This is a genomic window from Pelagimonas sp. (assembly GCF_050633425.1).
Classification (GTDB): Bacteria; Pseudomonadota; Alphaproteobacteria; order Rhodobacterales; family Rhodobacteraceae; genus Pelagimonas.
Map to the genome: position 1 here is coordinate 499,028 of NZ_JBOEGM010000004.1, position 12,909 is coordinate 511,936.

The window sequence follows — 12,909 nt, forward strand, 5'->3', positions numbered from 1 at the left end:
TTTGCCGCGCCTTGTCCTTACATCCTAGTCATGGAAGAGCTTTTACGAACCACCGACATCACGCTGATCCCGCTGGCGAAAACCCTTCTGGACGAGATGGGTATAGACAGCTTTGAATTGGACGTAAACATGAGCATACTCGAAGGGAGCATAGGCATACTGCCGCGCCGCCTGATGGTCCGCCGCGATGAGCTTGATCAGGCGCGGCGCGTGTTACGCGAAAATGGAGTGACTTTTGAAGGTTGAAACCTTTGAAACAGACGGGTTGACCACCGACGCCTTTTTGGGCGGCAAGGTGATGTTACAGCAACCGCGCGATGGGTATCGGGCGGGGGTTGATCCGGTTTTGTTGGCGGCATCCATTGACGCTCAAGCGGGCCAAACGGTGCTTGATCTGGGCTGTGGGGCCGCGCCAGCCCTGTGTTGCTTGGGCGCGCGGGTTCCCGGCCTGCAGCTGTATGGGTTGGAAATTCAACCGGGGTATGCTGCGCTGGGGCAGAGAAATCTGGTTTCCAACGGGTTGACCGGCAAGATTTGGCAAGGCGATGTGAGTGATCCACCGGCGGAAATGAAGGCGCAAAGCTTTCATCACGTGATTGCAAACCCCCCGTATTTTGAATCTGACGGGCGTATTAAGGCGACGGACGGGGGGCGGGAGATCGCGCTTGCCGGCGAGACGGCCTTGGAAAAGTGGGTCGAGACTGCGACAAAACGCCTTAGGCCGCGTGGGTATGCGACTTTCATACAAAGGTCAGACAGGCTGCCTGAATTGATTGACGCTATGCGGCGTCACATCGGCGCGCTCGAATTGTTGCCCTTGCTGCCGCGTGAAGGCAGGCCGCCAAGGCTTGTTTTGTTGCGGGGGCGAAAAGATGGGCGGGCGGCGTTTCAATTCCACGCGCCGCAAATCATGCATGAAGGGCTTGTGCATGTTGAACCCGGCAACCGATACACAGACAGGTTTGACGCTATATTGAGTCAGGGTGCCGCGCTGCACTTTTCGGCCTGAATTTGCTCAATAACGCCGCAATTGTCACAAATCTGAAGCAAGACTGTGCATCTGCAGCGTGACAACGGGTTCTGATTGTGCTGGACTGCTTATGTTACCCATCAAAAGGAGGAAACTATGAGCTTGAGTTCACACCTGCAGGAACTGAAGAAGAAACATCAGTCGCTTTCCGATGCCGTCGAACATGCGCAACGCGCTCCGGGGGTGGATGACCTGCAAATCGTGGACATGAAAAGGCAAAAGCTGAAGATCAAAGAAGAGATCGAACGGCTCAGCGCGCCAGTCGCGTAAGGACTTTTCACCTCATGACCTGCTGGTCACAGCAGGTCTTCGATAGGGATTTGGGTTTTCCCAAGTGTTCCATCTGGTAATTTTCCAATCTCGGAAAACAACCATTCTTTAAAGGCCGCAATTTGCGGCCTTTTTTCATTGCCGGAAACGCAAAGAAATCGGAACCGAGTAGGCACTTTCAATGCAACTTTGAAGGGTGCTACAAGTTGCCCGCTACCCAAATACCGCGATGCCAAGGCGGACCGCCCCAAAACAACTCCGTCGCCTGCCAAGGTCGCATCCAGCGCATGATCGGGTTGCGAAAACTGGGCCGCCAAAGTTGGGTCGTGTTCGATCCCATTGGCGCGAAACCAATGCTTCCAGTTGGCATTGGCATGCAACAAGGGAAGCGGATCACCGTAAATCAGCGGCGCATTTATCAAGCATTTGGGCGAGGTGTAGCGCTCAGCAAGATCGGGGCGCATCATCGGCATAACCGCGTCATTTTGCAGGGTCCGGCTGTAAAGCCCGGTATCCGGCCCGTCGCCATAGCGCACAGCCACGTCAATTTCATCACGGTTAAAGTCCATGGTGCGCAGGCTGGCGGCAAAGCGCAATTCAATCTCGGGATGGGCCCGAGCAAAATCATACAAGCGTGGCGCAAGAATCTTGGCGGTAAAGGCCGGGCCCGCAGTGACGGACAGCGCTTTGGTGTCTTGCAATCTACGCGTCGCTCTCCAAGCGGTTTCAAGCCGTATGAAGGCCTCGCTTGTGCCAGGAGCCAGAGCATGCCCGGCCTCGGTGAGCTCGACAGCCCGGTTGAGGCGATGAAACACCGGCTGGCCCAGATGCTCTTCGAGGTTTTTTATCTGAAACGAGAGAGCTGCCGGTGTGACATGCAGCTCATCAGCGGCCTTGGCGAAAGACATGTGGCGGGCAGCGGCTTCAAATGCCCGGAGGGCTGTCAACGGGGGAAGGCGATCATTCATGGATTAGTTTTTCTTAACTGACGGCTGAAATAGTCTCGTTTGTTGTTTTTATTCGTGAGGCATACGTTGAGGACAGTCAAGAGATGCTAACCCAAACCCCAGGAGGACACTATGATTGAGATTGCTCACAGCCGTGAAATGGAACGTGCCATCAAAGTGGCCCATGCCGAACGCAGCGCGGCCTTTGCCGCGTTCTGGACTGGATTGTTTTCGTTCCGTCCCAATGTTTCCCTGAGCCCAAAACCGCAGGCCGCGCCCGCCGGTTAAGCCGATAAACTTACGGTCCGAACATAAAACGCCCCCGAACCTTATGGCTCCGGGGGCGTTTTTTCTTATTCAAAAGGCTAAGACCTGATGCCCAGGTGGCACCGGCCGTTAGACGAAGAACTGTGCGCCGTTGGCAGAAATGGTCGAGCCGTTGATGAAGCCCGCATCGTCCGAAGCCAGGAAGGCTACGCAGCGTGCAATTTCTTCTGGCTCACCCAAGCGACCGGCTGGGATCTGGCCGATGATCGATTCGCGAACCTTCTCAGGAACCGCCATCACCATTTCGGTGGCGATATAGCCGGGGCAGATGGCGTTGGCGGTGATGCCAGCGCGAGCGCCTTCTTGGGCCAAGGATTTAACGATACCAAGATCACCGGCTTTGGTTGCAGCATAGTTCACCTGAGCAAACTGGCCTTTTTGACCATTGATCGAGCTGATCACAATGACACGGCCGAACTTGCGCTCGCGCATGCCGGGCCAGATCGGGTGAACAGTGTTGAAAACACCGGTCAGGTTGGTGTCGATGACTTCGCTCCACTGTTCCGGTGTCATCTTGTGGAATGGCGCGTCACGGGTGATCCCCGCATTGGCGACTACAACGTCGATTGGACCAAGATCGGCTTCGACCTGTGCCAGACCAGCTTTGGAGGCCTCGTAGTCGGCGACGTTCCATTTATAAGTTTTGATGCCTGTGGCTTCGGTAAAGGCAGCGGCCTTTTCGTCGTTGCCCGCATATGTTGCGGCAACGTCGTAACCTTCTGCTTTCAGCTTTTTTGAAATCGCTTCACCAATACCGCGGCTACCGCCGGTGACGAGTGCAACTCTTGCCATTGTCTTCTCCAAAATGTGACTACCCTCTGGGTAAGGTTGTTATTGAATTTGATCGATGTGCGCAAGAATATTGCGCAAACTTATTGCCGCACCGCGGCGCTTACATAAAAAAGGGGCACCCGAAGGCGCCCCTTATTTCGGAAATCCGAAATTTATGGGCGCTCAACGCAGAGTGCGACACCCATGCCGCCGCCGATGCACAACGTGGCGAGACCTTTCTTGGCGTCGCGGCGCTTCATTTCGAAGAGCAGAGTGTTGAGAACGCGGCAGCCCGAGGCCCCGATGGGGTGACCAATGGCGATTGCGCCGCCGTTGACGTTCACAATGGCCGGATCCCAGCCCATGTCTTTGTTCACGGCACAGGCCTGAGCGGCGAAGGCTTCGTTGGCTTCGACGAGATCAAGATCGCCAACCGACCAACCTGCTTTGTCCAAGGCTTTGCGGGAAGCGTAGATCGGGCCAACACCCATAATTGATGGGTCGAGACCGGCAGTGGCATAGGACGCGATGCGGGCCAAAGGCTCAATTCCGCGCTTTTCAGCTTCATCCGCGCTCATCAACAAGGCACCTGCGGCCCCATCGTTCAAGCCAGACGCGTTGGCCGCCGTCACTGTGCCGTCTTTGATAAAGGCGGGGCGCAGTTTTTGCATGGCCGCCATTGTTGCGCCGTGACGAATGTATTCGTCTTTGTCGACAATGATGTCGCCCTTGCGGTTTTTGACGGTGAAGGGGATCACTTCGTCGTCAAATTTACCTGCATTTTGAGCGGCTTCAGCTTTATTTTGCGATGAAACGGCGAATTCATCCTGCATATCGCGGGTGATGTCCCACTTAGCAGCGACGTTTTCGGCGGTTTGGCCCATGTGGTAACCGTTGAAAGCATCCCAGAGGCCGTCACGAATCATCGTGTCGATGTATTTCATGTCGCCCATTTTTGTGCCGGCACGCAGATGCGCAGCATGTGTGGACAATGACATGTTTTCCTGACCGCCCGCGCAAACGATCGACGCATCACCTAACATGATGTGTTGGGCGCCCAATGCGACAGCCCGCAGACCCGAGCCACACACTTGGTTGATACCCCAGGCTGCGCTTTCTTGCGGCAGGCCAGCATTGATATGGGCCTGACGTGCGGGGTTTTGGCCCTGAGCAGCGGTCAATACTTGACCAAGGATAGTCTCTGAGACCTCACCTTTTTCGATGCCGGCGCGTTCTACCAGTGCTTCTAGCACGGCAGAGCCAAGATCATGTGCAGGGGTGTTTGCAAAAGAACCGCTGAAACTGCCCACGGCTGTCCGTGCTGCAGATGCGATAACGACATTGGTCATATGAATTCCTCCGGCCAAGCGTACGAGGCAATACTTAGCGCGGTTTCGCGTTGTGCAAAACCTTGTATTGCTCGCCTATCAGAGGAAAGGAATAGATGAAGCTGCGGTGCAGCAAAAGAGACAGTGTGTCTCAGGCCTTCCGCAAGGTCACGCGGTGCGTTTGTTTTCTTCGTCACGCCACGGCGGGGTGACGGTGGGCGCTGCGAAATAGTAACCTTGTAGGCAGGTGACACCAAGGTCTACGAGACATTGGGCATCCGCCAGATTTTCAACGTATTCGGCCACAGTAAACATATCAAATTGCTCAGCAATTGAGACCATTGCCCCAACAAGAACCTGATTGTCTGCGTCCTCGGCAATTCCAACCGCAAACTCGCCGTCAATCTTGAGGATATCGAAATCGAACTCCTTGAAATGACGAAGAGCCGTATACCCCGATCCGAAGTCATCAATGGCAAAGGAAATCCCCTTGCCGCGCAGTTCTGTCATGAAGTTGATCACCAATTCCGGTATCAGCATGGCGGAATGTTCGGTGATTTCGAGAATCAGTCGTTCCGCGACAGTCGGATCCTGAGACAGCCCTTTGTTCAGTGTGCGCATCCATTTTTTATAGCCAATGGAGCGCGCCGACATATTTATCGACAGACGCAAATCCGGGACGCGACTTAGTTCAGCGATTCCTTTTTCCAAAGCAATGCAATCAAGCAATCGACCGTATTCGGTTTCCTCAACTGTGTTGATGAAGTCCCCGGCGGGGATAATTCGGCCAGTTTCATCGAGAACGCGGATCAGCCCTTCGTGAAAGGCGACCTGGTTCATTGCTTGTGATTGTACAACTGGTTGGAAGGCAAGCATAACCTGACGGTGCTTGATCGCCCGTTTGACCATATCCAGTATGCCTGCATCCCGTGTACTAAGGGCGTGTTCCAGCGCATTGCGCGTACCGCCAGGGATGTTCGTGTGGTCGCGTGTCAAATCCGCCTCCGTTTCGAACCTGCCACATTTGTGACGTGAAGGGCTTAAGTGACTCTTAATGCTCGGGTTTGCATCGAATTGTAGCGAACGTGGCCGTGTCAAAGGTGGTTGACACGGCCGCATGCTGGCGTATAAGCGCGCCTTCATTGGTGTTGGTGGCCCCCGCAAGGGGATCCCTGTCATTTCGGCAAAATCCGGAAAGAGGACAACGCCCTTCAAAACCTAACTGAAGGATATCAGCTGTGACCAAACGCACATCTGCCAAGTACAAAATCGACCGCCGCATGGGCGAAAACATCTGGGGCCGTCCAAAGTCACCAGTAAACCGCCGCGAATATGGCCCCGGTCAGCACGGTCAGCGCCGCAAAGGCAAAATGTCCGACTTCGGCCTGCAGCTGCGCGCCAAGCAGAAGCTGAAAGGCTACTACGGCGATCTGACTGAAAAGCAATTCCGCCGCATCTACGGTGAAGCTGAGCGTGTCAAAGGCGACACCGGCGAAAACCTGATCGCATTGCTGGAGCGCCGCCTGGACGCGGTTGTTTACCGCGCCAAGTTCGTTGCAACTGTGTTTGCTGCGCGTCAGTTCGTAAACCACGGCCACGTTCTGGTGAACGGCAAGCGCGTCAACATTCCTTCTTACCGCGTTAAAGAAGGTGACGTTGTTGAAGTTCGTGAAAAGTCGCGCCAGATGGCGGCTTTGATCGAAGCGACTCAGCTGCCTGAGCGTGATGTTCCTGACTATATCGAAGCGGATCACTCCAAAATGTCCGCCACGTTTGTGCGTTCCCCTGGTCTGGCCGATGTGCCTTACCCAGTTGTTATGGAACCGAACCTGGTGATCGAATACTACGCTCAGAACTAAGCGTCGTCTTCAATTTTATCGAAAGGCCGTTCCATGTGGGGCGGCCTTTTGCGTTTCCGTGATGCGGGTGAGATGCCGTTTCCAGGGGGGCGGTAGACAACAAAAAAACGCGTCCAAAAGGACGCGTTTTTTGATGTTGTCGCGCGCAGAACGCGCTGACCACGTGATTAGATATACAGAATATCGCGAAAGACGTGACGTGCGATATCGCTGCGTTTCAGGCCTTTGGCGGCGAGTTGTTCGTCGGTCATACGCTGGAGGTTTTCGATTTGGGCCACACGCGCATTTGCTTCTGCGATGTGGACGAGCCAAGAGAAAAAGCCTTCAAAGAACCCCGAAAACGGGCTGGCCTTGACGGGAACGGATGTCGATACATGTGCCATGGAGTGCGCCTCGTGAATTGATAACGTGTTTCTGAAACCAACTTATGCTGCGTCGCAGCGATGAGGTAGTAGGGCGCTAACATATCCGCCAACACCATTATGCATGGCTCAAGTTGGGCCTCAGGGCGCGTAACACAAGAAAAAGGGGGCGGCCCAAGAGCCACCCCCACTTTGATGAAATGCATCGTTACACAAGATTAAAAGCCGTTCCGAAGCTAAATCACATCGCTAAGGTTGCGGTCACACTCACAGTCCCATTATAGCGCCAAATTTGAAGATTTCGCAAAAAAACTGACGCCTGATAGCGCCAAAGTTGGGGGTTTTGGATTTTGAGTCACGAAACAGGATGGTAAAAGGGCAGATTTTCGTGAGATCGCCTATTTTTTGAGCGAAGGTTGCGGCGCTGTCACGGCCAGCTTCCATTGTTGCGAATCTGTTGGTCTGAGGAAATTTGCCCCACTTACTTTGCGGAACGCATCCAGCCGTCTGCAAAACTTACACCACTTTGACCACAAAAACGGGCCATCCGAGCCAGCTCGGCTTCCAACTTTGTCTGGCGCCCGCGCCCCCATGCGACGCCCCGTTCCGGCCAAACCGCAGTGACACGCAAAGAATCGTCGGTCTTGTCTGTTGCGGCATCGATTCGACCGACAAGCCTGTCCCCTTCGAGGATCGGAAAAACGTAGTACCCATATTGCCGTTTGGCGGCGGGCGTGAATATTTCGATCCGATAGTGAAAGCCAAACAGATGCTCAGCGCGTTTTCGATCCCGCAAGGCGGGGTCAAACGGGCTCAGAATTCGGAGGCGATTTGGCGGTTGAGGAGCCTCCGTGGCTTGCGTCTCGACATCTGGGCGAGCAAAGAATTTGCGCACTGTCCCGTCATGCTGCTCGATGCCGATCTGAATGATGCGGCCCGATGTTAGCTCTGTCTCACACCATGCGCGCGCTTCGGCCGCCGAGATTGTCGCCCAGAACGCTGCGATCTGACCGCTGGTGGCAAAGCCGAGGCGATCCAGAGCAGCGTTGCACAACCAATTTATGCTCTCTGTTTCAGGGGGCGTTGTCTGCGCAAGCTGTTCAGGAATAACCCTGTTGGTCAGGTCAAAAACTTTGCGAAACTGCTCACGGCGCGACACCGCAAGCTGGCCAGTTTGCCAAAGAAATTCCAGGGCCGTTTTGGAGGGATGCCAATCCCACCAACCGCCGGACCCGCGCTTTTCTTCGTCGCCGACATCTCCAGACCCGCATCCGCCTTGCAACGTGATTTGGTCCAATACCGCTTGTAGCTTGTCTTCAAACCCGCCGCGCCGCCAAACGCTCCAACGTTTGCGCAAGAGCGCATCGTTGCGTTTGAACCGAATGTGCCAATGCGGATAGAATTCCGTTGGTATGACCGAGGCGTCATGGGTCCAATGTTCAAAGGCGCTGCGATCTTGTTCTAGCAGAGTGTCCAGATTTTGAGGCCGATAAGCCGGTCGGCGCGAGAATAAAATCATGTGATGCGCCCGCTCAATCGTGCGAACGCTATCGACCTGCACAAAGCCCAAGCGCGTGATCAAGTCGAGCAAATCCGCGCCTTTTCCAGAACCCGTCGGGGGTTCGGCCAAGGCGTGTTTGTGCAAGAACAGGCGCCGCGCATCGGAATTGGAAAGCGTGATCACCGGCGTTTGAGCGTGTCGCCATAGGCAATTTTCGGGGTCAGCTCGACAAGTTTGTCCAATTCAGCGTCAGGGTTTTCGACACGGGTTGCGATAATTTGCGCCGCGCGCGTGCCGATTTCGGTGCGACAGGCATCCATTGTCGCCAATTGGCGCGGCAACCCTTGCAGCAATTCGACTCCATTGAACCCGGCGAGACCAACTTGGCCGGGAATGTCGATGCCTTGATCGAGCAGATGCAACAACCCACCCGCGGCGATCATGTCGTTGGAGTAATAGAGGAAATCAATGTCAGGGTCGCGAGACAGCATAGCATCGGTCATTTCGCGGCCTTTGGCCAAAGCGGAGCCGCCAGAATAGAATTCCTGATCGACAACTTCGACACCTTCCTTGGCAAGCGCTTCGGTGAAGCCTTCAAACCGTTTGCGCGCCCGGTGGTCGAGCGGCATCTTGGTGCCCATAAAGCCGATGCGTTCGTAGCCCTGTTTGATAATGGCCTTGGCCATTTCGCGCCCGGCTCGGCGATGGGAAATGCCGACCGCGCTGTCAATAGCCTTGCCATCGGTGTCCATAATTTCAACAACTGGAATGCCACTGGCCTGCAACATGGCGCGGGCGGCGTCGGTATGCTCAAGACCCGCGATGATAACGCCCGACGGACGCCATGACAGCATTTCATACAGCACCCGCTCTTCTTTTTCGGGCATGTAATCGGTGACACCGACAACGGGTTGTAGCTCGGTTTCTTCAAGAACACTTGAGATCCCCGACATAACCTCAGGAAAGACCATATTGCGCAAAGATGGAATGATCACAGCGACGAGATTGACCCGCTGGCTGGCCAAGGCTCCGGCGATCTTGTTGGGGACGTAGCCAAGGGTTTTGGCGGCCTCAAGAACCTTTTCGCGCGTGGCTTGGCTCACGTCACCACGGTTGCGCAACACCCGACTGACCGTCATTTCAGAAACCCCCGAAGCTTCGGAGACATCACGAAGGGTCAACGGGCGGGAAGCATCATTGGTCACGGGCGAATTCCTTTTGGTTTAGGAAAACGTTACCGCAAACGTGGCGCAGGGCACAAGATGGCCAATATGACGCGGTGGTAACGTGACAAGCTAATGACAAGGCCGGGTCGACGCGGTATTGAACGGGTGCGTGGCCCCGTGGCTCAACTGGATAGAGCAGCCCCCTCCTAAGGGGCAGGTTGCAGGTTCGAATCCTGCCGGGGTCGCCATTTTCTGGAAATGCCGTCAAAAAAAGCAAATGCTTGCGTAAAACAAAGCAGTAACGTGCGCCAAAGCATTGATGAAGTCCTTCCTGATTATTCTATTTAAATACAGCATACTAAAGACGTGATGCGTCAATTTCAGCATGTACATGAAAGCGCACTTTCATCGACGATTTGACAGTTCTTACCTAATCACATTTCCAAAGGCCGAGCAGGTTCCGGAACCTTTCATAACACATATCCCCGACGTTCATTGATCGTACGGGCGACAGCCCGAGGCCATCCTTGCGCTATGAAAGGACCCCGACATGACCCGATCACAGACCACCATCCCGTTTCATAACCTGACCTTCCTCGACGACCTACCCAAACTGCGGGATGTCCAGAAGCGGCTGACGAATTTCCAGAAGACAACCCGTGAGAAAACTCAGCGCGCCGAGATTGAGGCGGGTCGTATGACGGATGATGATCGCGTGTATCCTTACGACTTGGTCGATGACGCCGACAAGCAACGCATTAAGGGACGTGCCATTTGGGTCTTCGAGAGATAGCAAGCTGCTTCTGGCATGCAACATCCTTCTGAAGAGAACTGCGTTAGGCTAACTGCCCTCAGGGGTGGGTTGTCGGTTTCCCGTATCGCCAAAGAGCATGAGGCTGACGAGATAGCCGCTGCGCTGCGCTTCAACCCTCTCGTCTTGGTCGGCTCACCGGGGATGGCAAGAGCCACTGGGCACGTCGCGTCGCACCCCACCTCTCGGTGCCCGCGGCAATGATTAACGCGACCGGTGAACCCGCGGAATTTACTCTCGTCTGGTCTCAACGCGGCTGGTCCAACACGACGCCGGGCAAGTTGATGCAGGCGGTTCCACGAGAGCAACATGGCGGGCCATTCGTCAGCAGGCGATGTCCATTCAAGCAGAGGGAGCCGTCACAGGCTCACGGAGGCGCTCCTGCCGTTGTTGGAATGCATGACAGCGGCGACTTTGGGATGCGCGTCCTTTCAGATCAAATGCGATATGACCCATGTGAAATGGGTGATAATAGCCAACGGCCGCGTCGGGATTTGCCAGATCCGGCAATGGCCGCACTGATGGATGTCTTCGACTGCGATGCGATTGCGAACGCTGGTTTGAGTTGGCGGACCGTCAGCCGAATGCTCGACCGCGCTCAGACGCTGACTTGCCAGCCGGTGCTGAATTGAAATCGCATCATGACCTACAAAACCATTCCATTTCATAGTGGAGACATCGTCGTTCTGACCGACTTGCACTACGACAGGTTTCACCGCTGATATCTGACCCCAATCGAAATTTGGGCGTTGCAAGATATCGTCTGAAACGCCGAAGCCCTGGTTCTCGCCGGTGACTTAACAAACGGTTCGGCTGATCAATGGAGGCAGGTGTTTCAGTACTTGGAAGAGTTCATCCTACCTGAATGGATTTATGCGTTGCCTGGGACCCACGATTATTACTCGGGCCATCTGAGTGACGATCCAGTACTGGAGACAGTGACGCGGAATGCTGGCGCGCACTTCGTGCAAACGCAGACTCTCCTGCATGGGGATAAGAGAGTTTTTTGCTGAACTTTTGGGTCGGATTTCAACCTGTCCGGCGAACCATCCATTGCGATGCGTAACGCCGACTTGCTGCTGGCATACTATGACATGATCGGAGCACGAATAGATCCCAGCAGGCCCGCTGTAGATACCCCAATTTTGCGCCGGGAGCGCCGGTTGAAGCCCGATAAATTCTTCGCGTTCATAATGATCATCGCGCTTGGATGGCTGAGGGTTTTGGCTGCTCGCATCCTTCTGGACGCAATGGCCGAATACTAATCGTCACACACCACAGCCCGCAGTTTCCGGCGAAATTGATACGCTGTCTGTCGCGTTCCATTCGGACATGAGTGATTTTCCCATTCAGCACAGGTTAAACGCTTGGTTCAGTGACCATTCCCGTCGACGGTTTCGCGCGGAGGTCCAAGGCAATGACATCCGGAATGTGTCCGTAGGATATGCCGGTGAACTGAGTGATGAGACGGTTTCATATTTACGGGAAGCTTGTCTGTGGAAAAGCTAGGTACCGCTTGTGATGTGTCGACCGATATTCAGTTGGGGTCATTGCAGCTATCTGAAGATGGGCGGAGAGCTGCTGTTCGTTACGCCTGCTCAGACATCGAGCCCATCTCAGAAAAGCAGACACTTATGGCGCGAAAAAAGCACCAGCCTACCTACCGCGCCAATCATCAAGGTCAGCAATGCGGTAGAAGTGGAGTTGGCAAAATCTTAGATCGCTGGACCGCAGCACTCCGACAACGGCCCAGAGCTACCGTTAACCATGAGAGCTCAATGCTGCGGTTGCAGCCCGCTTAGCAGCCCTTCGTGTTGTGGCCCATTTGTGGACAAGATGTCTTGTTTCCAGAACCCGAGAAATGCGAAGGGGAACTGCTAAGCAATTCTCCCCAATCTTGAGCGAACCAAATCGACTATTTTAGGGCGAGGAGTAGCGATATGAATCTTCCGTCAGAAGTAGCACAAACTCTTCATCCGAATGAAATGGTTAGGCTACACTGCCATCGCTGGTGTCCTGAGGCGAAAACTTGCACGGGTCTTGAGGCACATCTCCTGAGAAATCTTCAGCTTCTGGAAGCATCCCGCTTTGGGTTGGCTCTTACCCATCTTGGGACCGCCGTTGCAAAACAATGTTTGACTTCATGTGACGAAACATCCGTCCCCAAACTGTTGGGTGGATCTACGGCAATCGGCCCAAAGCTGCCGATCAGATAAGTCATGAAGCCTGCGAAGCGCCTATTCTCTGCTAGCGTTTATGTGTCGCGCAGAGTTCTTGTCGCCAGTAGGGTCGCTTCGTGGGATTACTCCTCAAACCGCCACTCTTTCGATATAACCAACCGATTTTTAAGGCATCAGACTTTCGTTGCGATGTATATGAATGCCCCCGCCCTCCATTTGACGTTGCAATAATGGCATCAAAGCTGAATTCGCTCCATTGGGGCCAACTGATTGCGCGAGATATACCCAACATCAAAGAACGCATTTTGGTCAAAACGTAGCAATATCGTTTTGTTTCATAAGATAACTGAAATTTTT

Annotated in this window: 14 protein-coding genes and 1 tRNA gene; 7 read left to right on the forward strand and 8 right to left on the reverse strand. The window is 54.3% G+C overall.

The annotated features are described in order from the left end of the window. Nucleotides 1-30: 30 nt before the first annotated feature. The 3 genes from ACRBB0_RS04350 to ACRBB0_RS04360 all read left to right on the forward strand — a co-directional run bounded on the left by ACRBB0_RS04350 (nucleotide 31) and on the right by ACRBB0_RS04360 (nucleotide 1,300). Nucleotides 31-246, forward strand: coding sequence for a DUF2007 domain-containing protein (locus ACRBB0_RS04350; protein ID WP_431373173.1), 216 nt, complete (start codon nucleotides 31-33; stop codon nucleotides 244-246). Next, nucleotides 236-1,009 carry a tRNA1(Val) (adenine(37)-N6)-methyltransferase gene (locus tag ACRBB0_RS04355; RefSeq protein ID WP_431373174.1) on the forward strand — a complete coding sequence of 258 codons (774 nt, stop codon included), beginning with the start codon at nucleotides 236-238 and terminating at the stop codon, nucleotides 1,007-1,009. The genes ACRBB0_RS04350 and ACRBB0_RS04355 overlap by 11 nt, the downstream gene beginning before the upstream one ends. A 117-nt stretch (nucleotides 1,010-1,126) precedes the next feature. Beyond that, nucleotides 1,127-1,300 (forward strand): YdcH family protein, encoded by a 174-nt coding sequence (locus ACRBB0_RS04360; RefSeq protein WP_431373175.1) that lies wholly within the window; start codon nucleotides 1,127-1,129, stop codon nucleotides 1,298-1,300. A gap of 26 nt (nucleotides 1,301-1,326) precedes the next feature. On the opposite strand, the gene gcvA is transcribed toward ACRBB0_RS04360, so the two are convergent. Beyond that, a complete protein-coding gene (gene gcvA / locus ACRBB0_RS04365) occupies nucleotides 1,327-2,268 on the reverse strand; it encodes a transcriptional regulator GcvA (protein WP_431373176.1) in 942 nt (313 codons plus the stop codon). A 111-nt stretch (nucleotides 2,269-2,379) separates the two neighbouring features. Here gcvA and ACRBB0_RS04370 point away from each other — a divergent pair, with 111 nt between their 5' ends. Beyond that, nucleotides 2,380-2,535 carry a hypothetical protein gene (locus ACRBB0_RS04370; protein WP_431373177.1) on the forward strand — a complete coding sequence of 52 codons (156 nt, stop codon included), beginning with the start codon at nucleotides 2,380-2,382 and terminating at the stop codon, nucleotides 2,533-2,535. Between the two features lie 108 nt (nucleotides 2,536-2,643). Here ACRBB0_RS04370 and phbB read toward each other — a convergent pair whose 3' ends face one another. From phbB to ACRBB0_RS04385, 3 genes are all read right to left on the reverse strand, one after another. Then, nucleotides 2,644-3,366, reverse strand: coding sequence for an acetoacetyl-CoA reductase (gene phbB / locus ACRBB0_RS04375; RefSeq protein ID WP_431373178.1), 723 nt, complete (start codon nucleotides 3,364-3,366; stop codon nucleotides 2,644-2,646). 152 nt (nucleotides 3,367-3,518) lie between these two features. Then, nucleotides 3,519-4,694 (reverse strand): acetyl-CoA C-acetyltransferase, encoded by a 1,176-nt coding sequence (locus ACRBB0_RS04380; protein WP_431373179.1) that lies wholly within the window; start codon nucleotides 4,692-4,694, stop codon nucleotides 3,519-3,521. A 147-nt stretch (nucleotides 4,695-4,841) separates the two neighbouring features. Further along, nucleotides 4,842-5,669: an EAL domain-containing protein gene (locus tag ACRBB0_RS04385; RefSeq protein ID WP_431373180.1), complete on the reverse strand. Its 828-nt coding sequence runs from the start codon at nucleotides 5,667-5,669 to the stop codon at nucleotides 4,842-4,844. A gap of 242 nt (nucleotides 5,670-5,911) precedes the next feature. On the opposite strand from ACRBB0_RS04385, the gene rpsD reads away from it, so the two are divergent. Continuing rightward, nucleotides 5,912-6,532: a 30S ribosomal protein S4 gene (gene rpsD, locus ACRBB0_RS04390; protein WP_431373181.1), complete on the forward strand. Its 621-nt coding sequence runs from the start codon at nucleotides 5,912-5,914 to the stop codon at nucleotides 6,530-6,532. 167 nt (nucleotides 6,533-6,699) lie between these two features. On the opposite strand, the gene ACRBB0_RS04395 is transcribed toward rpsD, so the two are convergent. The 3 genes from ACRBB0_RS04395 to ACRBB0_RS04405 form a co-directional block, all read right to left on the reverse strand. Continuing rightward, a complete protein-coding gene (locus ACRBB0_RS04395) occupies nucleotides 6,700-6,915 on the reverse strand; it encodes a DUF1127 domain-containing protein (RefSeq protein ID WP_431373182.1) in 216 nt (71 codons plus the stop codon). Nucleotides 6,916-7,375: 460 nt separating this feature from the next. Continuing rightward, a complete protein-coding gene (locus ACRBB0_RS04400; RefSeq protein ID WP_431373234.1) occupies nucleotides 7,376-8,575 on the reverse strand; it encodes a winged helix-turn-helix domain-containing protein in 1,200 nt (399 codons plus the stop codon). Beyond that, on the reverse strand, nucleotides 8,575-9,600 hold the full coding sequence (locus ACRBB0_RS04405; RefSeq protein ID WP_431373183.1) for a LacI family DNA-binding transcriptional regulator: 1,026 nt from the start codon (nucleotides 9,598-9,600) through the stop codon (nucleotides 8,575-8,577). Before ACRBB0_RS04405 ends, ACRBB0_RS04400 begins: the two co-directional genes overlap by 1 nt. 132 nt (nucleotides 9,601-9,732) lie before the next feature. On the opposite strand from ACRBB0_RS04405, the gene ACRBB0_RS04410 reads away from it, so the two are divergent. After that, a tRNA-Arg gene (locus ACRBB0_RS04410) sits at nucleotides 9,733-9,809 on the forward strand. A 302-nt stretch (nucleotides 9,810-10,111) separates the two neighbouring features. After that, on the forward strand, nucleotides 10,112-10,354 hold the full coding sequence (locus tag ACRBB0_RS04415) for a hypothetical protein (protein ID WP_431373184.1): 243 nt from the start codon (nucleotides 10,112-10,114) through the stop codon (nucleotides 10,352-10,354). A 449-nt stretch (nucleotides 10,355-10,803) separates the two neighbouring features. Here ACRBB0_RS04415 and ACRBB0_RS04420 read toward each other — a convergent pair whose 3' ends face one another. Continuing rightward, a complete protein-coding gene (locus tag ACRBB0_RS04420) occupies nucleotides 10,804-11,088 on the reverse strand; it encodes a hypothetical protein (RefSeq protein ID WP_431373185.1) in 285 nt (94 codons plus the stop codon). Nucleotides 11,089-12,909 lie beyond the last annotated feature (1,821 nt).

Bases quoted from the DNA above. Each gene is read 5' to 3' on its own strand.
- ACRBB0_RS04350 (WP_431373173.1), top strand. From the start codon at position 31: ATGGAAGAGCTTTTACGAACCACCGACATCACGCTGATCCCGCTGGCG.
- ACRBB0_RS04360 (WP_431373175.1), top strand. From the start codon at position 1,127: ATGAGCTTGAGTTCACACCTGCAGGAACTGAAGAAGAAACATCAGTCG.
- gcvA (WP_431373176.1), bottom strand. From the start codon at position 2,268: ATGAATGATCGCCTTCCCCCGTTGACAGCCCTCCGGGCATTTGAAGCC.
- ACRBB0_RS04370 (WP_431373177.1), top strand. From the start codon at position 2,380: ATGATTGAGATTGCTCACAGCCGTGAAATGGAACGTGCCATCAAAGTG.
- phbB (WP_431373178.1), bottom strand. From the start codon at position 3,366: ATGGCAAGAGTTGCACTCGTCACCGGCGGTAGCCGCGGTATTGGTGAA.
- ACRBB0_RS04380 (WP_431373179.1), bottom strand. From the start codon at position 4,694: ATGACCAATGTCGTTATCGCATCTGCAGCACGGACAGCCGTGGGCAGT.
- ACRBB0_RS04395 (WP_431373182.1), bottom strand. From the start codon at position 6,915: ATGGCACATGTATCGACATCCGTTCCCGTCAAGGCCAGCCCGTTTTCG.
- ACRBB0_RS04415 (WP_431373184.1), top strand. From the start codon at position 10,112: ATGACCCGATCACAGACCACCATCCCGTTTCATAACCTGACCTTCCTC.